This is a genomic window from Enterobacter cloacae complex sp. P38RS (assembly GCF_014930775.1).
Taxonomy (GTDB): Bacteria; Pseudomonadota; Gammaproteobacteria; order Enterobacterales; family Enterobacteriaceae; genus Enterobacter; species Enterobacter bugandensis.
The window spans coordinates 128,185-146,557 of the sequence record NZ_JADBRS010000009.1 but is presented as its reverse complement, the minus strand read 5'-3'; the positions used below and the strand labels follow the sequence as shown (position 1 = coordinate 146,557).

Genomic DNA, 18,373 nt, shown 5'->3' with positions numbered 1-18,373 from the left:
CAGGTGAGTAATTTTACTCGTTGTTGCCAGGAATGCCAGTAAAAAACACTGGATGAAAAACCAGTAGCGTGTCAGGATATTTAGCGTAGCGGCGGAGTCATTAGCGCGTTAGCGGACAAAATTTAGGCTCTGACGAGATAAAAAACCAGCCAGGTTGGGTTATCCCCAGAACTTTTTCTTTTTTAACATTTGTCAAGCCAGGTAATGATAGTTTTATGGCAACGAGTGACACTTTCATTACGGTAATTGCTTTTATCTAAGCAATTAAATTTTAAACGATATTTTCTAAAGCCGCGTTTCGCGTCAATTTGGGCGAAAGCCGCGTCTTCTCTCGCTTATCGCGTGTTTTCTAACTCTAATGCACATGGTTATCCACAGGAATAGTGGATAACTGCTTCCAGCCCGTGTAGACCGCCGCTCAGCAAATTCCCGGATTTTCCCACGAGGCGGCAACAAAAAATTTTTATAGCTCTTTTTTGACGATAAACAGTTGAGTCATTCATAACCAACAGATGCGATCCTGCTCACATTTCAGCCATTTTTCGTCCTGCACCACAACTCATCATTCCCGGCACCGTCGATGTGCAAGCCACGCGTTTTTACCCTGCTCTCCTGTGGCTTATTCCTAAAAAAGTCGTTTTTTTAATCGATTTCAGGTTTCTGGCAAGCGTTTTGCAGCTTCACGTCAGGCCTATCCCTACGCATTTTTAAGGAGAGAAAGATGTTGAGTCTGCGTGCAGTGAATCAGTTTTACGGAAGCCAACATACGCTATGGAACGTGGATTTGGATTTTCCGCAAGGGATGTGTACAGGCGTCATAGGCCTGCCGGGGATGGGCAAAACCACCCTGATGAACTGCATTACCGGAAACATCCCCGTCGAAAGCGGCACGATTATCTGGCATGAAGCGGGCGCACCGCCGCGTGATTTGCTCAGCCCGGCACCGAAACAACGTTCAGAGCCGGGAATAGGCTATGTGCCGCAGGACAGGCGTATTTTCTCTCAACTGACGATTGAGGAGAATCTGCATATTGCCATGCGGGCGATGGGGAAACCCGACCCGGCGGCGAAAAGCGACGTATACGATCTGTTCCCGGAACTCTACGCGCGACGTCAGACGCGGGGCAATGCCCTTTCGCCAGAGGATCAGTATCAGCTTGCCCTGGCGAATGCACTGGTCAACCGTCCGCGGATGCTGATTCTGGATGAGCCTACGCATGGGGCAGGACACGGATTTGCCCAGAAGCTGGCGCAGCTGCTGGTGCGCTTAAACCGGGAGTTAGGCATGACGGTGCTGTTGGCGGAGCAGCAGCTGTCGTTTATCCGCCGGGTGGCGGATCGGTTTTGCATGCTTTATCGCGGGCGTAACGTGGCTCAGGGCCACGTTAGCGAGCTGAACGATGAGCTTATCGCCCACTGGATGTCGCGGGAAGCAAGACGCTGAGGTCGAGATAACGCCCGGTTTCGGCCTGCTCAGCATCGCCAGCAATCCAGGGGATTTCCCCGAGGAACGGTGCCGGGAGCACGCGCTTGAGGGTCGCCAGATACTCCTCATGCCGCCTGCCCGGCGCAACCACGTCGTTGGCTATCCAGCCTGCCAGCGTCAGCCCTGCCTGCTGAACGGCCTGCGCCGTCAGCATGGCGTGATTGATGCAGCCCAGCTTCACGCCGACGACCAGAATGACCGGAAGCCGCTCGGCCTGCACCCAGTCAGCAAAGGTCTGCGTGTCCGAAAGTGGCGTAAACCAGCCTCCCGCGCCTTCCACCAGCACCCAGTCGGCCTGGCTTTCCAGCGTCCGTAATCCGGCAGACAGCACGGCGAAATCAATCGGACGGCCTTCGTCAGCGCTGATAATGTGCGGCGACGTCGGCTCGGCAAAGGTATAGGGATTCACCGCCGAATAGGCAAGCTCAAGGCTACTGTTACGCTGGAGCGCCAGCGCGTCGGTGTTGCGTAACCCTTCCGCCGTCATCTCGCTGCCGGAAGCCACGGGCTTATATCCGGCGGTGTTTTTTCCGAGCAGTCGTGCCGCCTGCAGCAGCGCAGCGCTGGCAACCGTTTTGCCCACTTCCGTATCCGTGCCGGTAACAAAATAACGTTCAGTCACGTTCGATAATCCCATGAAAAAGTTGATAAGAGAGCGGGAAAAGGCCCCGCTGCTGCGGCCAGGCCAGCTCCAGGCGTTGCAGCTGCCCCCGGGTCAGCGGTTTTTTCTCCCGCCCGGCGTGCAGGTGCGTGGCGCCGATACCCTTCAGAGAGCGCATGGCGCTGAACGCGTCGCTAAAATTAAGCGTGATGGTTTGCACCGTGCTGCGACAGCGCCAGCCTGCCAGCGCCTGCGTCACCTGCTCATACGATAAAAAGCGGTTCGCGTGCGGCTGCTCATCCACCGCTTTCCACGCCTGATTCAGCTCCGGCAGCGAACTTTCCAGCAAGGTGGTAAAGGCCACCTTTCCGCCCGGTCGTGCGACGCGATAAAGCTCGCGTAACGCCTGCGGCAGGCTGCTGCACCACTGCACCGCCAGATGGCTCCAGACCAGATCGAACTGCGCGTCCGCCAGCGGGATCGCCTCGATATCCGCCACTACATAGTGGTGCGCCGCCTGCTGCTGGCGCGCCTCGTCCAGCATGGCGGGCGACAGGTCGATGGCCGTCACCTCGCTCCCCGCCTCGCGCCAGTAGCGGCTGTTGCTGCCGGGACCACAGCCGGCGTCCAGCACCTGCGGGAAGCGGTTCTCGCCAAGCGCGGCCAGAAGCCCCTGCGCGCTCTGGCGCTGGAGTTCATCGTGCTGCGAATAGCTCCGCGCGGCCCGGCCAAATGCCGCCGCAACGGCCTGCTTATTCACCGGCATCATGAAGCGCCTCCAGCAGCGTCTGGATATCCTGCGCCTCATGCGCCGCCGTCAGGGTTAAGCGCAGACGCGCGGTGCCCGGCGGAACGGTTGGCGGACGAATGGCCGTTACCCACATCCCCCGCTCGCGCAGCGCCTGGGCCAGCGCCAGCGCGCGGCCGTTTTCGCCGACAATCACGGGCTGGATGGCGCTCTGCGAATCGGGACTCTGGAAGGGAAGCGCCGCCAGTCCCTGACGGAAGCAGGAGATGTGCTCTGCCAGTTGCTGACGGCGTTCATCCCCTTCTGCGCTACGGATCACCGCCAGCGACGCCGACAGCGCCACGGCCTGCGCCGGGGGCATGCTGGTGCTGTAGATGAGGTGACGGGCAAACTGCAGCAGATAGTCGGCGACAGATTCGCTGCACAGCACGGCGGCGCCGCTGACGCCAAAGCCTTTGCCGAAGGTAACCACCAGCAGTTCCGGCTTCACGTTTTGTTGATGGGCGCTGCCGCGTCCTTCATCGCCCATCACCCCAGTACCGTGAGCATCATCGATCAGCAGCCAGGCCTTTTGCCGCTTTGCGGCCTCGTGAAGCGCGGCAAGCGGCGCACTGTCGCCGTCCATGCTGAACACCCCTTCCGTGACTGCCAGCTGTTGCCCGTCGCAGGGTTTGTCCAGCAGCGAGGCGAGCTGTGACGCATCGTTATGGGCAAAACGCCGCAGCTGGGCGGGACTTAAGTTTGCCGCTTCCAGCAGGGAGGCGTGGCTTAAACGGTCGGCGACAATGCGGTCCTCTTTCCCCATCATGGCCGTGATGACCGCCTGATTGGCGGCAAAGCCGGAGATAAACAGCAGCGCGCGCGGATAGCCCAGCCAGTCGGCCAGCTCTTCCTCCAGCGCCTGATGCGCCGTGGTGTATCCGCTGACGTGCCCCGAGCCACCGCTGCCCACGCCAAACCGCTCCGCGCCCTGCTGCCAGGCGCGGACGATGGCCGGATGCTGGCTCAGCCCGAGATAGTCATTGCTGGAAAAATTACAAAACTGCCGTCCCTCGCGGGTCAGAAAACGGCCCGCGCCGTTTTCCACCACTCTGCGAACGCGAAACGCCTCTGCCGCCCGGCGTTCTTCCAGCGCGGCATTAATCCGTGCCTGCCAGGTCATACGGCTGCCGCGTTGTAGAACTGGTCGGTATCGGCGTTGAGAATCTGCTGCTCCAGCTGCTGCTGTTGCTCGTTATCGCCCGTCAGCACCTCGGTCTGGTGCGGGTTCAGCCCCAGCTTGCGGAACAGCTGGACGTCTTTGTCCTCTTCCGGGTTCGGCGTGGTCAGCAGCTTGCAGCCGTAGAAGATGGAGTTGGCGCCGGCCATAAAGCACATCGCCTGAGTCTGCTCGTTCATCTGCTCGCGGCCCGCAGAGAGGCGAACGTAAGACGTTGGCATCATGATGCGCGCCACCGCGATGGTGCGAATAAAATCAAACGCATCCACATCCTCGTTATCCGCCAGCGGCGTGCCCTTGACCTTCACCAGCATGTTGATGGGCACGCTTTCCGGCGGGGTGGGCAGGTTCGCCAGCTGCAGCAGCAGGCCCGCGCGGTCTTTCACCGTTTCGCCTAAGCCCACGATGCCGCCGGAGCAGACCTTGATCCCTGCACCACGCACTTTGTCCAGCGTGTCCAGGCGCTCCTGATAGGTGCGCGTGGTGATGATGTTGCCGTAAAACTCCGGCGAGGTATCAAGGTTGTGGTTGTAGTAGTCCAGCCCCGCGGCAGAGAGGCGCTGCGCCTGCTCCTCGTTCAGCGTACCGAGCGTCATACAGGCTTCGAGGCCCATCTCCTTCACGCCCTTCACCATCTGCTCCAGATAGGGCATATCGCGATCGTGCGGGTTCTTCCACGCCGCGCCCATGCAGAAGCGGGTTGAGCCCGCGTTTTTGGCCTTGCGCGCGGAGTCGAGCACCTGCTCCACTTCCATCAGACGCTCGGATTCGAGACCGGTTTTGTAGCGCGCGCTCTGCGGGCAATATTTGCAGTCTTCGGGGCAGGCGCCGGTCTTGATCGACAGTAGCGTGCTGACCTGAACATGACGCGGATCGAAGTGCTGACGATGCACCTGTTGCGCTTCAAACATCAGCTCAAGGAAAGGTTTGTTGAATAATTCAGTAACTTGCGACATCGTCCAGCGTGCGTGGTGAGCCATTGGGCTTCTCCAAAGGGTTTTGTTAATTTTCGGTTCGGTTTATACTCGTAAACCTAAAACTTTTCAAAATGGTTTACAAGTCGATTATGACCCAGGACGATCTCGCCTTCGACAAGCAGCATATCTGGCACCCTTACACCTCCACTACCCGCCCCCTTCCCGTCTATCCGGTGGCCTCTGCCCACGGCTGCGAGCTGCATCTCGCCAGCGGCGAGCGGCTGGTTGACGGAATGTCCTCCTGGTGGGCGGCCATTCACGGATACAACCATCCGCGCCTGAACGCGGCGATGAAGGCCCAGATTGACCAGATGTCGCACGTGATGTTTGGCGGGATCACCCATCAGCCCGCGGTGGATTTATGCCGTCGCCTGGTGGCGATGACGCCTGAATCGCTGGAGTGCGTTTTCCTGGCCGATTCCGGCTCGGTGGCGGTGGAAGTGGCGATGAAGATGGCGCTGCAGTACTGGCATGCGAAGGGCGAAACGCGCCAGCGGTTCCTCACCTTCCGCAACGGCTATCACGGGGATACCTTCGGGGCGATGTCGGTCTGCGATCCGGATAACTCCATGCACAGCCTGTGGAAGGGGTATCTGCCGGAAAACCTGTTTGCCCCTGCGCCGCAAAGCCGCTTCGACGGCGAATGGAACGAGATGGACATGGTGGGCTTCGCGCGGCTGATGGCGGCACATCGCCATGAAATCGCCGCCGTTATTCTCGAACCGATCGTGCAGGGCGCGGGCGGAATGCGGATGTACCATCCGGAATGGCTGAGGCGCATCCGCAAGATGTGCGACCGCGAGGGCATTCTGCTGATTGCCGACGAAATTGCCACCGGCTTTGGCCGCACCGGCAAGCTGTTTGCCTGCGAACACGCGGGTATCGCCCCGGATATTCTGTGCCTCGGCAAAGCGCTGACCGGCGGCACCATGACGCTCTCCGCCACCCTCACCACTCGTCAGGTTGCCGACACCATCAGCGACGGCGAGGCGGGCTGCTTTATGCACGGCCCGACGTTTATGGGCAACCCACTGGCCTGCGCCGTGGCAAGCGAAAGCCTCGCCATTCTGGAGAGCGGCGAGTGGCAGACGCAGGTCGCGGCGATTGAGGCACAGCTGAAAGGAGAGCTGAGCGCCGCCTCGGGGGCGAATTTTGTGGCGGACGTGCGCGTGCTGGGTGCCATCGGGGTGATTGAAACCACCCGCCCGGTGAACATGGCGGCGCTGCAGCGCTTCTTCGTTGAGCAGGGCGTCTGGGTGCGGCCTTTCGGCAAGCTTATCTACCTGATGCCGCCGTACAGCATTACGCCGGAGCAGCTGCGTAAATTAACCGACGCGGTCGTAACAGCCGTTAACATTCCCGCGCATTTCGCGATTTAATTCCATGCGTTACACTTCCTGAACGAGTGAATAACGAGGATAAACCGTATGAAAATCATCAGTAAAGATCTGCGCGACGGTGAAAAACTCCCGGAACGCCACGTTTTCAACGGCATGGGCTATCAGGGGGATAATATCTCCCCGCACCTGGCGTGGGACGACGTTCCTGCAGGAACCAAAAGCTTTGTCGTGACCTGCTACGACCCGGACGCGCCGACCGGCTCGGGCTGGTGGCACTGGGTTGTGGCGAACCTGCCCGCCGACACGCGCGTGCTGCCGCAGGGTTCCGGTTCAGACCTGGTTGCCCTGCCTGAAGGTGCCATTCAGACGCGCACTGACTTTGGTAAAGCGGGCTACGGCGGCGCGGCGCCGCCAAAAGGGGAAACCCACCGCTATATCTTCACGGTGCACGCGCTGGATGTGGAGAAGATTGAGGTCGATGAAGGCGCGAGCGGCGCGATGGTCGGGTTTAACGTGCATTTCCATTCCCTGGGGAGCGCGTCGATTACGGCGATGTATTCCTGAAAAAAGCCGGGTGGCGGCTACGCCTTACCCGGCCTGGATTTCGCATTCGTAGGCCCGGTAAGCGCAGCGCCACCGGGCAAAAAAATCACAGCACCGAAGGTAGCAGTCCTACAAGGCGTCCCTCTTCCAGAAGCTGCATCGCCTTATCAATATCCGGCGCAAAGAAGCGGTCATCATCGTAATGCGTGACGTGCTCGCGCAGCACATGGCGCGCCTGCTCCAGCAGCGGGCTGGATTTAAGCCCTTCGCGCAGATCGATACCCTGACACGCCGCCAGCCACTCCACCGCCAGCACGCCGCGGGTGTTGGAGGCCATCTCCCACAGACGACGCCCGGCCGCCGGGGCCATCGACACGTGATCTTCCTGGTTCGCCGAGGTTGGCAGGCTGTCCACGCTGTGCGGGTGCGACAGCGCTTTGTTCTCGCTTGCCAGCGCTGCGGCCGTCACCTGAGCGATCATAAAGCCTGAGTTAACCCCGCCGTTACGCACCAGAAACGGTGGCAGTTGGGACATGTGTTTATCCATCATCAGCGCGATACGGCGCTCGGACAACGCGCCGACTTCGGCAATCGCCAGCGCGATATTATCCGCCGCCATCGCCACCGGCTCGGCGTGGAAGTTGCCCCCGGAGACCACCTCGTTTTCCTCGGCGAATACCAGCGGGTTGTCGGAGACCGCATTGGCCTCCACCAGCAGCACCTCTGCCGCCTGGCGCAGCTGCGTCAGGCACGCCCCCATCACCTGCGGCTGACAGCGCAGGGAATACGGATCCTGCACTTTTTCACAGTTATGATGTGAATCCGCGATCTCGCTGGTGTCGGTAAGCACGTGACGGTACATCGCAGCGGCATCAATCTGCCCGCGCTGGCCGCGCACCTCGTGGATACGGGCATCGAACGGGCGACGCGAGCCAAGCACGGCTTCGGTGGTCAGCGCACCGCACACCACCGCCGAGGCAAAGAGATCTTCCGCTTCAAACAGGCCGCGCAGCGCAAAGGCCGTCGACGCCTGCGTGCCGTTGAGCAGCGCCAGCCCCTCTTTTGCCGCGAGGGTGATTGGCGTTAAGCCGGCTTTTGCCAGCGCTTCTTTCGCAGGGAGCCACTCGCCCTGCCAGCGCGCTTTGCCCTCACCCAGCAGCAGCAGCGACATGTGCGCCAGCGGGGCGAGATCGCCGGAGGCACCGACGGAACCTTTTGCCGGGATCCACGGATAGACTTCTGCATTCACCAGGGCCATCAGCGCCTGGATCACGCTCAGGCGAATGCCCGAGAAACCGCGCGCCAGGCTGTTGATTTTGAGCACCATCATCAGACGGACAATCTCATCATCCAGCGGCTGGCCGACGCCTGCCGCGTGCGACAGCACCAGCGAACGCTGTAAGTTTTCCAGATCGTGCGTGGCGATGCGGGTCTGCGCCAGCAGGCCAAAGCCGGTGTTAATCCCGTAGGCGGTGCGCCCTTCGGCAACAATCGCTTCTACGCAGGCGACGCTGTCGTTTATCGCGGCGTGGGCGCTTTCATCAAGTGAAAGGGTGACCGGCTGGCGCCAGACGTTACGCAGCTGTTTGAGCGTCAGCGAGCCGGGAGTGAGAGTTAACGCGTTCATGCATGCTTTCCTTGTGTGGCAGGGATCATCGGCAGGTTCAGTCCCTGCTCTTTGGCACAGTCAATGGCAATCTCGTAACCCGCATCCGCGTGACGCATCACGCCGGTTGCCGGGTCGTTGTGCAGCACACGGGCGATGCGCGCGGCCGCTTCATCGGTTCCATCACAGACGATGACCATCCCTGAGTGCTGGGAGAAGCCCATCCCGACGCCGCCGCCGTGGTGCAGCGAGACCCAGGTGGCGCCGCTGGCGGTATTCAGCAGGGCATTAAGCAATGGCCAGTCGGAGACCGCGTCAGATCCGTCGCGCATGGCTTCGGTTTCACGGTTTGGGCTGGCGACGGAGCCGGAGTCCAGATGGTCGCGGCCAATGACGATAGGCGCGGAGACTTCACCGCTGCGCACCATTTCGTTGAAGGCCAGACCCAGCTTTTGCCGCCACTCCAGCCCTACCCAGCAGATGCGCGCCGGCAAGCCCTGGAAGCTGATGCGTTCGCGAGCCATATCCAGCCAGTGGTGCAGGTGTTCGTCGTCTGCGACGATCTCCTTCACTTTAGCGTCAGTTTTGTAGATATCCTGCGGATCGCCGGACAAGGCCACCCAGCGGAACGGGCCGATGCCGCGGCAGAACAGCGGACGGATATAGGCAGGCACGAAGCCGGGGAAGTCGAAGGCGTTATTCACGCCCATCTCTTTCGCCATCTGGCGGATGTTGTTGCCGTAGTCAAAGGTTGGAATGCCCAACTGGCTGAAGGCCAGCATCGCGGAGACGTGTTCCGCCATCGAACGCTTAGCCGCCAGTACCGTGCCTTCAGGGTCGGTTTCCGCTTTTTGCTGGTAGTCTTCCCACGTCCAGCCTTTTGGCAGGTAACCGTGCAGCGGGTCATGGGCGCTGGTCTGGTCGGTAACGAGATCCGGACGCACGCCGCGGGCAACCAGCTCCGGCAGAATATCCGCCGCGTTGCCGCACAGGGCAATCGACACCGCTTTGCCTTCGGACGTGTATTTTTTGATGCGCGCCAGCGCGTCATCAAGATTCTCGGCCTGTTCGTCGACGTAGCGGGTACGCAGACGGAAATCAATGCGGCTCTGCTGGCATTCAATGTTCAGCGAGCACGCGCCGGCCAGCGTGGCGGCCAGCGGCTGCGCGCCACCCATCCCGCCCAGACCGGCGGTAAGCACCCAGCGGCCCTTCAGCGAGCCGTTATAGTGCTGGCGCCCCGCTTCCACGAAGGTTTCGTAGGTGCCCTGCACAATCCCCTGGCTGCCGATGTAGATCCAGCTCCCGGCGGTCATCTGGCCATACATCGCCAGCCCTTTCGCGTCCAGCTCGTTGAAGTGTTCCCAGGTGGCCCAGTGCGGCACGAGGTTAGAGTTGGCGATCAGCACGCGCGGCGCGTTCTTATGGGTTTTAAATACGCCAACCGGCTTGCCGGACTGCACCAGCAGGGTTTCGTCGTGTTCGAGTTCGGTCAGGGATTTTACAATTGCGTCATAGCATTCCCAGTTGCGTGCGGCGCGGCCTATGCCGCCGTAGACCACCAGTTCGTGGGGGTTTTCCGCCACCTCAGGATCAAGGTTGTTCATCAACATGCGCAGCGGGGCTTCGGTGAGCCAGCTTTTGGCAGTAAGCGTGGTGCCGCGCGCGGCGCGGACGTCCTGCTGGCGGTATTTACCTGACGACATTGTGTGCTCCTCATAAGGGACAGATGATGCATTTAGATATACTTGTATAGACAAGCACACACAAGGTCGGATTTAACAAAAAAGATACAATTTTGTTATATTGCGTTAGCGATCACGCTTATAAAACTTATGACATAAAGTGGCCCTGCAGCCGGTAACGGTTCCCCGGGAAAAGCAGTCGGGCATGCGACACGATATGCGATGATGACCAGGTACGACGGCGGATCAGCAGGCACGGATCGTGTTCTTTAATGCGCAACAGCTCGCACTCCTGCGGCGTCGCGCGTACGGCCTCCACAATGTGCTCCCCTTCCGTGAGCGGTGCAACGAGCGAGAGATACGCGTGCGGCGTGGTGTGGGTGTAATCCTGGTTCAGGTATTCCGGTATCCGCTCTGCGTTGACGCAGCGATCTTCAATCTGCACCGGAATGTCGTTTTCAAAATGCACCATCACAGAGTGGAAGATGCGGCTACCCTCTTTGACATTTAGCTCAACGGCCTGCTCGGCGCTGGCCTGAGTCTCTTCCAGCACCAGCACTTCGCAGCGGTGCTGATGATTACGCGAGGTTATCTCATCGGCAATGCTGCGGATTTCAAACAGGGCGGACTGCCCTTTCGGTTCCGCCACGAACGTCCCCACGCCCTGCAGGCGCACCAGAAGTCCTTCGTCGGTGAGCTCGCGCAGCGCCCGGTTGACGGTCATCCGGCTAAAACCGAACTGCGCCACCAGCTCGGCCTCCGACGGAATGCGATCGTGCGGGCGCCAGACGCCGGTAGCAATCTTTTCGCTGATCGCCTGTTTCACCTTTTCATAGAAAGGCGCGGGCGGGCTCGGTTGCGGCAGGGGTGAGCGTGAAAACATCGTGACTCCTTTAATAGTGTTATGCCCACCAGTGAGCAATTTGCCAGGCCAGACGGGCGGCGAGCTTTGCGCCCTGCCCGTCCCGATCGTACTGCGGGTTAAACTCTACCAGATCGGCGGCCTGCAGCTTACCGCTGCGGCAGATTTGTTCAATAACCGGCATAAGATCCATTGCCGGGACGCCTAACGCCGCAGGGGCGGAAACGGCAGGCATTTCGCCCGCAGGCAGGACGTCCAGATCGATCGTCAGATAGACACGATCTGCCTGCGCCAGCACCTTTTCCAGCGCCGATAATGCCTCGCGTCTGAAATGAAGATCCTCCACCAGCGTGACGTTCAGGCGTTCGGCCTCATCCCACAGTGCCTGGGTGTTCGCCGCGCGGCTGACGCCAAAGCAGGCGTAGCGAAACTCGCGCCCGTATTCATCGCAGTATTGAGCCAGCTGACGAAACGGCGTACCGGACGTCGCCCGGTCGGCCTTGCGCAGGTCGAGATGCGCATCCAGGTTTATCACCGCCACGCGCTCGCCGGGGAACGCATCCAGAACACCCCGTCCATGCGCCCAGGCGGTTTCATGCCCACCGCCAAACACCAGCGTGCGCATCCCGGACTGCTGGCAGGCCATCACGGCATCGCTTAACGCCCGCTGCGCGGGTTCAAGCTCATCGCTTTCAACGTACACCGAGCCCATATCCGCCAGCCGTTCGTGTCCCTGATGGCTTGCCATATTCGCCAGCGCTTTGCGCAGAATATCAGGGGCCTGCGCGGCGCCGGGCCTGCCCTGATTGCGTTTAACCCCTGCATCGCATTCAAAGCCTATCAGCGCGATGCCGGATGAAAGCGGCGTGAACTGCGCCTGCTGTTGTATCGTCTGGAAAATGCGCGTTGCATTGCTGGCTTCGGCGCTGTCGTCTCGCCCCTGCCAGACCGTTTCGGCGACGGGCCGCCATAACTTCATACTGCCTCCCCACGGAAAATACGTTGATACAGCGGATTGCGTCCCGGCTCGTAGACCATCTCTACAGGATGGTGAGCATCCCAGACGATAAAATCAGCGACAAACTCCGACTGCAACTGCCCGTGCGTTGCGCCGCGGCCCAGCGCCTGCGCCGCATGCCGCGTGACGCCAGCCCAGGCCTCTTCGGGCGTCAGGCCAAACTGGACGCAGGCCATATTCATCGCCAGGTGCAGGCTGGCAAACGGGCTGGTGCCGGGGTTATAGTCGGTGGCGACGGCCATCGGCACACCACGTTTTCTGAGCTGATCAACCGGCGGACGCTGGCGCTCCTGCAGAAAATAGAACGCGCCGGGGAGCAGTACCGCAACCGTACCGCTTTGCGCCATCGCCTGAACGCCCGCGTCGTCGAGATATTCGATATGATCGGCCGACAGTCCGTTATATTGGCTGACCAGCGCAGCTCCGCCCTGATTCGACAGCTGTTCAACATGCCCTTTCACCGGGATACCGAGCGCGGCAGCGGCCTGGAAGAGGCGCTCGGTTTGCGACGGGGTAAAGCCGACGTTTTCACAAAACACGTCTACTGCTTCAAACAACTCTTTTTGCCACAGCGTGGGCAGGATCTGCTCGCAAACCAGCGCGAGGTACGCATCCGGATCCTGTCGATATTCTGCCGGCACCGCATGGGCCGCCAGCAGCGTTGGGCTGATATCGATCGGATTATCGAGGCTCAGCTGGCGGGCAACCTGCAGCATCTTCTCTTCGGCCTCGGCGTTGAGTCCGTATCCCGATTTGATTTCAACGGTCGTTACACCTTCATTCATCAGACGCTGGAGCCGCTGCTGCGCAAGTTTCAGCAGGGTTTCCAGGGAACTGCTGCGCGTTGCCGTCACGGTGGCGTTAATCCCGCCCCCCTGAGCGCTGATGGTCTGGTAAGAGACGCCGTTCAGACGCTGTTCCCACTCCGCCGCGCGGTCGCCGCCAAATACCAGATGGGTATGGCAGTCAATCAGGCCAGGCGTGACCAGACGTCCCTCAAGATCGATGACGTGACGGTGTCCGGAAGGAAGGTCAGATTCAGGAAGCACGCCAAGGATAGTTTGGCCGCGCACGACCAGCGCGTGCTGCTCTTTCAGGCCATAAGGCGCGGATGTATCGGGAACCATTGTTGCCAGGCGCGCATTTCGCCATATAACATCGTCAGGTTGAAGCTGCATGGGCATTCCACTTGTCATGGGTTGTATAGACATTTATTTGCATCCATCGTCTGCTGTCAACCGCCTTAAGGGAAAATGTTATTTATTTGTGATGACTTTCCCGTCACCTCCGGGCAAAAAATGCAACTTTTACCCTTTTTATCTTCCCGTTTCGCTCAACTTAGTATAAAAAAGCAGGCTATTTCGTCTATCCCGTAAAGACTTGCATACCCAGGAGCTTCACCTTGAACATTTCCAGGATTTCCCGTCTGGCGTTAGCGCTCGCCTTTGGCGTGACATTATCCGCATGCAGTTCTACACCACCGGATCAGCGTCCTTCTGAGCAGGTAGCGCCCGGTACCGCCTCCCGCCCGATTTTGTCCGCGGATGAAGCGAAGAATTTCGACCGCGCCCATTACTTCTCGGCGATGGATCCTAACGCCGCGCCGTGGACACCGTCTTCTATTAACCTGCCTAAACAGCCTGACTTCGTTGTTGGCCCGGCTGGCGCGCAGGGCGTAACGCATACCTCTATCCAGGCAGCGGTTGACGCGGCAATCACTAAACACAGCGCGTCTCGCCAGTACATCGCGATCCTGCCGGGTGAATACGAAGGCACCGTGTATGTTCCGGCGGCTCCTGGCAGCATTACGATTTACGGTCTGGGTGAAAAAGCCATCGACGTAAAAATTGGCCTGGCGATTGATTCCGAAATCGACAGCACCGCCTGGCGTCACCTGGTGAACCCGGCAGGCAAATATATGCCGGGCAAACCGGCGTGGTATATGTTTGATAACTGCCAGAGCAAGCGTTCCGCCACCGTTGGCGTGATGTGCTCAGCGGTATTTTGGTCTCAAAACAACGGTCTGCAGCTGCAGAACCTGACCATTCAGAATACCCTGGGTGACAGCGTGGATGCCGGTAACCATCAGGCCGTGGCGCTGCGTAGCGACGGCGATAAGGTGCAGATTAACAACGTCAATATTCTGGGCCGTCAGAACACCTTCTTCGTGACCAACAGCGGCGTACAGAACACGCTGCAGAACAACCGTCTGACCCGTACGCTGGTGACCAACAGCTACGTTGAAGGTGACGTGGATCTGGTGTCCGGTCGCGGCGCGGTGGTGTTTGATAACACCGATTTCCGCGTGGTGAATTCCCGTACCCAGCAGGAAGGCTATGTGTTTGCTCCGGCAACCCAGTCTAACCTGTTTTACGGCTTCCTGGCCGTGAACAGCCGCTTTAACGCGGCCGGTGACGGCGTGGCGCAGCTGGGCCGCTCCCTGGACGTGGACTCTGCGACCAACGGCCAGGTCGTTATTCGCGACAGCGTGATCAACGAAGGCTTTAACGTGGCGAAGCCGTGGGCTGATGCGGCTGTCTCCAAACGTCCGTTCTCCGGCAACACCGGTGCGGTGGACGATAAAGGAAACGTGCAGCGCAACCTGAACGACGCGAACTTCAACCGCATGTGGGAATACAACAACCGCGGTCTGGGCAGCAACGTGGTTGCTGAGCCGAAGCAGTAACGAGATGAGAGTAAAAGGGGGAGTTTAATCCCCCTTTTTACTGCGACTGAATGCGTCAGGCTCCAAACTTAAGATACGCATCCAATAGTTGCATAATCGCAACCATGAGTTGCAGGAACAGAATTGCCCATTCCACACCGCTCATACGCCACTCCTTTGGTATAGAGCACTTCTCCTCTGGTTTACCTTTCCGCTGCCTGTCAACAGAGGTGTGTTGGTTATGTTTTGATGTGCTCCGCAGTTTAGGCACCGTCGGCACCACCCGACAGCCAGGACTTAAAAAGGATCCTGAATTGCGGAACTGCAACACATCGAACCAACGCACAGAATGATATCAAATCACCACTGTACATAAAAACAGTTAAAACCAATTTAGGAATTTCTAAAGCAAAAGCACTTAAGTGACTGATTATTATTTATATACTATTCACTGATCATTCCGTGTTTTCCTTTGTTCGTTGACGATGAATTTACATCGCCTTGAGTCGACATTATGATGGCCCTGTTGGTTACGTTTTGATGTGCTCACCCGGCTACCACCGGGCATAAAAAAACCTCGCATTCGCGAGGTTTTTTGTTTTAAGCCGCTTAGTGCGCGTTAACCACCACCCACATTGGCCCCTGGCCTACAGCGTAGCGTCCTTTCTCTTCCAGCAGGCCCTGCTCGCCTTTGATTTCATACAGCGCGATGTGATGGGATTTCTGCCCCGCCGCAATCAGGTATTTACCGCTGTGATCGATATTAAAGCCGCGCGGCTGGGTTTCCGTTGGCTGGAAGCCCTCAATAGCCAGCACGCTGCCATCTTCGGAGACGCTGAAGACGGTTATCAGGCTGGAGGTGCGGTCGCAGGCGTAGAGATGACGACCATCCGGTGTGATGTGAATATCTGCCGCCCAGCGAGTGTCAGAGAAGTCAGATGGCATCATATCCAGCGTCTGCACGCACTCAATCTGGCCGTTTGGATCTTTCAGCTCCCATACGTCCACCGAGCTGTTCAGTTCGTTAACGACGTAGGCATACTGCTGGTTCGGGTGGAATACCATATGGCGAGGACCTGCGCCCTCAACGGTGGTGACTTCAGCAGGATTCTGCGCCACCAGGTGACCATCGTCGCTCAGGGTGAACAGGCAGATTCGATCCTGCTTCAGCGCAGGCACCCACAGCGTGCGGTTGTCCGGGGAGATATTCGCCGAATGGCAGCCTTCCAGCCCTTCCACCACGTCGACAGTTTCTACCGGAATACCATCGTCAAGACGGGTCACGCTGACGCAACCGGCATTGTAAGAACCGCTAAAAATGAAGCGGCCTTTACGATCGGTCGAGATGTGGGTTGGGCTGCCCGGCAGTGGCGCTTCAGCGGTGTAGGTCAGCGCGCCGTCGTCAGGAGAGATGCGGTAGGCCAGCACGCGAAACTCCGGGCGCACACCCACGTATAAGAAACGTTTATCCGGGCTGACGACCATCGGTTGCACCTGGCCCGGCACGTCAACAACCTGAACCAGCGTGAGCGAACCTTCTGCATTCAAGCGCCAGACGTGGATCTGCTGACTTTCAGGACTGGCGGTATAAACGGTTTGTTTCATGAATACTCCTCTCCTCACTGCACGTGAAAGTGATTATTTTTAACGGTGAATGCTGAATTTTAGCCAGGAATTTTGCAGCGATTTACTCTCGGTGTAACATCCCCTGAGACCTAAAATTCAACATTAACCCGGAAGAACAAATGACCTCGCGTGTGATTGCACTGGATTTAGACGGAACATTACTTACCCCTCAGAAAACCCTGCTCCCCTCCTCCCTTGAAGCGCTTAAACGCGCGCAGGAAGTGGGATATCAACTCCTTATCGTAACGGGTCGACATCACGTTGCCATTCACCCTTTTTATCAGGCACTGGCGCTGGATACACCTGCAATTTGTTGTAATGGCACTTATTTGTATGATTATCAGGCAAAAAAGGTTTTAGCCTCCGACCCGCTGCCGGTTCCCCAGGCGCTGCAGCTGATCGATCTGCTGGATGAGCATAACGTTCACGGCCTGATGTATGTGGATAACGCGATGGTGTACGAGCGCCCAACCGGCCATGTGGTACGCACCAGTAACTGGGCGTTGTCCCTGCCAGAAGCGCAGCGTCCGGTCTTTACCCAGGTTTCCTCTCTGCGTCAGGCGGCCCAGGACGTTGAGGCTATCTGGAAGTTTGCCCTGACGGATGAAGACACCACCAAACTGAATACCTTCGCGAAACACGTCGAGGACACGCTGGGGCTGGAGTGCGAATGGTCCTGGCACGATCAGGTGGATATTGCCCGCAAGGGTAACAGCAAAGGCAAGCGCCTGAAGCAGTACGTGGAATCGCAGGGCTGGTCAATGCAGGACGCGATCGCCTTCGGCGATAACTACAACGACATCAGCATGCTGGAAGCCGTCGGTACGGGCGTGGCGATGGGCAATGCCGACGACGCGGTAAAAGCGCGCGCTAACGTGGTGATTGGCGACAACACCACCGACAGCATCGCGCAGTACATCTATACCCACCTGCTGTAATCAGGCGGTGATCGAAACGCTCTTGATTTGCGCGTAAAGCCACAGGCCGGGCTTGATTGCTAACTCATCCCTGGCCCACGGGCTGATGCGCGCCCAGAGCGTCCTGCTGCCCACGTCGAGCTTCACCTCTACCTGCCCGTTATCATCAAAACATTCCGCCACTTTGGCGCGCAGAATATTTCGAATACTGGTTTGCAGCGGCGGCTGCAGCACCAGCGAGACGTCCGACGCCTGGATGCGGATCCGCAGCGCGGACTGCAACGGTTTGTCGATCTTATTGACCCAAAGATGCTGGTCGCCCAGCGCCAGGGCGGTCATCGCGTAGTGCGGATGATGCTCCAGAACGCTCACCTTCAGGATGCTGCTCTGCTGTTCCCTGGGTAACCAGGGGTGCATCACGCTACTGCCCCACACCTCTTCCAGGTTGCCGAAGGCCTTCACGCTGCCCTCTTCCAGCACCAGCACTTTGTCGGCCAGATGGAGGATCTCATCCAGCGAATGACTGACGTAGAGCATCGGAATATTAATTTCGCGGGTCAGACGCTGCAGGTAAGGCAAAAGCTCGCGCTTGCGCGGTATATCCAGCGAGGCCAGCGGCTCGTCGAGCAGCAGCAGTTCGGGGGCGGTCAGCAACGCGCGGCCTATAGCCACACGCTGTTTCTCCCCACCGGAGAGCGAGGACGGCAGCCTGTCGAGCAGGGGTTCAATGCCTAAAAGCGTCACCAGCTTATCAAACTGCCCGGCCATGCTTTTCGCCATGCCGTAGCGCAGGTTGCCGCGCACGCTGTAGTGCGGGAATAAGCGCGCGTCCTGAAAAACATAGCCAATGCGGCGCTTATCCGGCGAAAGGTAAATCTTGTTCTCCACGTCATTCAGGACGCGGTTGTTCAGGACAATGCGCCCTGACTGCGGGCGCGTCAGGCCGCTGATGGCGTTAATCAGAGACGTTTTACCCGCGCCCGACACGCCGAAGACGGCGGTGATGCCGCTTGCAGGCAGCGTCTCGTTAAGCGTCAGAGTATGGTTTCCCAGCGTCTGGGTGAAATTCAGTTCCAGCAT

Annotated in this window: 17 protein-coding genes; 5 read left to right on the top strand and 12 right to left on the bottom strand. The window is 58.9% G+C overall.

Going from position 1 to position 18,373, the window contains the following annotated elements; genetic code table 11:
• The first annotated feature begins 721 nt into the window (after positions 1 to 721).
• Positions 722 to 1,444, top strand: coding sequence for an ABC transporter ATP-binding protein (locus IM303_RS13920; protein WP_048998776.1), 723 nt, complete (start codon positions 722 to 724; stop codon positions 1,442 to 1,444).
• Here IM303_RS13920 and bioD read toward each other — a convergent pair.
• Genes bioD through bioB form a run of 4 tightly spaced genes read right to left on the bottom strand, consistent with a single transcriptional unit; the run spans position 1,407 to position 5,034 of the window.
• Positions 1,407 to 2,108, bottom strand: coding sequence for a dethiobiotin synthase (gene bioD, locus IM303_RS13915; protein WP_045259950.1), 702 nt, complete (start codon positions 2,106 to 2,108; stop codon positions 1,407 to 1,409). The genes IM303_RS13920 and bioD overlap by 38 nt on opposite strands.
• Positions 2,101 to 2,856 (bottom strand): malonyl-ACP O-methyltransferase BioC, encoded by a 756-nt coding sequence (bioC, locus tag IM303_RS13910; protein WP_045259949.1) that lies wholly within the window; start codon positions 2,854 to 2,856, stop codon positions 2,101 to 2,103. Before bioC ends, bioD begins: the two co-directional genes overlap by 8 nt.
• Positions 2,840 to 3,997, bottom strand: coding sequence for an 8-amino-7-oxononanoate synthase (bioF, locus tag IM303_RS13905; protein WP_193360022.1), 1,158 nt, complete (start codon positions 3,995 to 3,997; stop codon positions 2,840 to 2,842). The genes bioC and bioF overlap by 17 nt, the downstream gene beginning before the upstream one ends.
• Positions 3,994 to 5,034: a biotin synthase BioB gene (bioB, locus tag IM303_RS13900; protein WP_193360021.1), complete on the bottom strand. Its 1,041-nt coding sequence runs from the start codon at positions 5,032 to 5,034 to the stop codon at positions 3,994 to 3,996. Before bioB ends, bioF begins: the two co-directional genes overlap by 4 nt.
• 68 nt (positions 5,035 to 5,102) lie before the next feature.
• Here bioB and bioA point away from each other — a divergent pair, with 68 nt between their 5' ends.
• Together bioA and IM303_RS13890 are read left to right on the top strand one after the other, a co-directional pair.
• On the top strand, positions 5,103 to 6,410 hold the full coding sequence (bioA, locus tag IM303_RS13895) for an adenosylmethionine--8-amino-7-oxononanoate transaminase (protein ID WP_088204423.1): 1,308 nt from the start codon (positions 5,103 to 5,105) through the stop codon (positions 6,408 to 6,410).
• A 48-nt stretch (positions 6,411 to 6,458) separates the two neighbouring features.
• Positions 6,459 to 6,935 carry a kinase inhibitor gene (locus IM303_RS13890; RefSeq protein WP_028012412.1) on the top strand — a complete coding sequence of 159 codons (477 nt, stop codon included), beginning with the start codon at positions 6,459 to 6,461 and terminating at the stop codon, positions 6,933 to 6,935.
• 85 nt (positions 6,936 to 7,020) lie between these two features.
• Here IM303_RS13890 and hutH read toward each other — a convergent pair whose 3' ends face one another.
• The 5 genes from hutH to hutI form a co-directional block, all read right to left on the bottom strand.
• Positions 7,021 to 8,541: a histidine ammonia-lyase gene (gene hutH / locus IM303_RS13885; protein ID WP_193360020.1), complete on the bottom strand. Its 1,521-nt coding sequence runs from the start codon at positions 8,539 to 8,541 to the stop codon at positions 7,021 to 7,023.
• On the bottom strand, positions 8,538 to 10,226 hold the full coding sequence (hutU, locus tag IM303_RS13880) for a urocanate hydratase (RefSeq protein ID WP_028012410.1): 1,689 nt from the start codon (positions 10,224 to 10,226) through the stop codon (positions 8,538 to 8,540). The genes hutH and hutU overlap by 4 nt, the downstream gene beginning before the upstream one ends.
• 127 nt (positions 10,227 to 10,353) lie before the next feature.
• Positions 10,354 to 11,088: a histidine utilization repressor gene (locus IM303_RS13875; protein ID WP_047367758.1), complete on the bottom strand. Its 735-nt coding sequence runs from the start codon at positions 11,086 to 11,088 to the stop codon at positions 10,354 to 10,356.
• 19 nt (positions 11,089 to 11,107) lie between these two features.
• Entirely contained in the window at positions 11,108 to 12,046 is a 939-nt protein-coding gene (gene hutG / locus IM303_RS13870) for a formimidoylglutamase (RefSeq protein WP_069732608.1), read from the bottom strand.
• Positions 12,043 to 13,263 carry an imidazolonepropionase gene (gene hutI, locus IM303_RS13865; protein WP_226840260.1) on the bottom strand — a complete coding sequence of 407 codons (1,221 nt, stop codon included), beginning with the start codon at positions 13,261 to 13,263 and terminating at the stop codon, positions 12,043 to 12,045. The genes hutG and hutI overlap by 4 nt, the downstream gene beginning before the upstream one ends.
• 224 nt (positions 13,264 to 13,487) lie before the next feature.
• Between hutI and IM303_RS13860 the strand changes: the two genes are divergently transcribed.
• Positions 13,488 to 14,771: a putative acyl-CoA thioester hydrolase gene (locus IM303_RS13860; protein ID WP_192971390.1), complete on the top strand. Its 1,284-nt coding sequence runs from the start codon at positions 13,488 to 13,490 to the stop codon at positions 14,769 to 14,771.
• Between the two features lie 55 nt (positions 14,772 to 14,826).
• On the opposite strand, the gene tisB is transcribed toward IM303_RS13860, so the two are convergent.
• Both tisB and pgl read right to left on the bottom strand, forming a co-directional pair.
• Positions 14,827 to 14,916: a type I toxin-antitoxin system toxin TisB gene (tisB, locus tag IM303_RS13855; protein ID WP_023332440.1), complete on the bottom strand. Its 90-nt coding sequence runs from the start codon at positions 14,914 to 14,916 to the stop codon at positions 14,827 to 14,829.
• A gap of 443 nt (positions 14,917 to 15,359) precedes the next feature.
• Positions 15,360 to 16,355, bottom strand: a complete 996-nt coding sequence (gene pgl / locus IM303_RS13850; protein WP_041910746.1) for a 6-phosphogluconolactonase — start codon at positions 16,353 to 16,355, stop codon at positions 15,360 to 15,362.
• A 140-nt stretch (positions 16,356 to 16,495) separates the two neighbouring features.
• Here pgl and IM303_RS13845 point away from each other — a divergent pair, with 140 nt between their 5' ends.
• Positions 16,496 to 17,314, top strand: coding sequence for a pyridoxal phosphatase (locus IM303_RS13845; protein WP_049001166.1), 819 nt, complete (start codon positions 16,496 to 16,498; stop codon positions 17,312 to 17,314).
• Here IM303_RS13845 and modC read toward each other — a convergent pair whose 3' ends face one another.
• Positions 17,315 to 18,373 (bottom strand): molybdenum ABC transporter ATP-binding protein ModC, encoded by a 1,059-nt coding sequence (modC, locus tag IM303_RS13840; protein WP_028012403.1) that lies wholly within the window; start codon positions 18,371 to 18,373, stop codon positions 17,315 to 17,317.

Excerpts from the sequence above, each read along its gene's own strand:
- IM303_RS13920 (WP_048998776.1), top strand. The coding sequence starts at position 722 with ATGTTGAGTCTGCGTGCAGTGAATCAGTTTTACGGAAGCCAACATACG.
- bioC (WP_045259949.1), bottom strand. The coding sequence starts at position 2,856 with ATGATGCCGGTGAATAAGCAGGCCGTTGCGGCGGCATTTGGCCGGGCC.
- bioF (WP_193360022.1), bottom strand. The coding sequence starts at position 3,997 with ATGACCTGGCAGGCACGGATTAATGCCGCGCTGGAAGAACGCCGGGCG.
- bioB (WP_193360021.1), bottom strand. The coding sequence starts at position 5,034 with ATGGCTCACCACGCACGCTGGACGATGTCGCAAGTTACTGAATTATTC.
- bioA (WP_088204423.1), top strand. The coding sequence starts at position 5,103 with ATGGTTTACAAGTCGATTATGACCCAGGACGATCTCGCCTTCGACAAG.
- IM303_RS13890 (WP_028012412.1), top strand. The coding sequence starts at position 6,459 with ATGAAAATCATCAGTAAAGATCTGCGCGACGGTGAAAAACTCCCGGAA.
- hutH (WP_193360020.1), bottom strand. The coding sequence starts at position 8,541 with ATGAACGCGTTAACTCTCACTCCCGGCTCGCTGACGCTCAAACAGCTG.
- hutU (WP_028012410.1), bottom strand. The coding sequence starts at position 10,226 with ATGTCGTCAGGTAAATACCGCCAGCAGGACGTCCGCGCCGCGCGCGGC.
- IM303_RS13875 (WP_047367758.1), bottom strand. The coding sequence starts at position 11,088 with ATGTTTTCACGCTCACCCCTGCCGCAACCGAGCCCGCCCGCGCCTTTC.
- hutG (WP_069732608.1), bottom strand. The coding sequence starts at position 12,046 with ATGAAGTTATGGCGGCCCGTCGCCGAAACGGTCTGGCAGGGGCGAGAC.
- hutI (WP_226840260.1), bottom strand. The coding sequence starts at position 13,263 with ATGCAGCTTCAACCTGACGATGTTATATGGCGAAATGCGCGCCTGGCA.
- tisB (WP_023332440.1), bottom strand. The coding sequence starts at position 14,916 with ATGAGCGGTGTGGAATGGGCAATTCTGTTCCTGCAACTCATGGTTGCG.
- pgl (WP_041910746.1), bottom strand. The coding sequence starts at position 16,355 with ATGAAACAAACCGTTTATACCGCCAGTCCTGAAAGTCAGCAGATCCAC.
- IM303_RS13845 (WP_049001166.1), top strand. The coding sequence starts at position 16,496 with ATGACCTCGCGTGTGATTGCACTGGATTTAGACGGAACATTACTTACC.
- modC (WP_028012403.1), bottom strand. The coding sequence starts at position 18,373 with ATGCTGGAACTGAATTTCACCCAGACGCTGGGAAACCATACTCTGACG.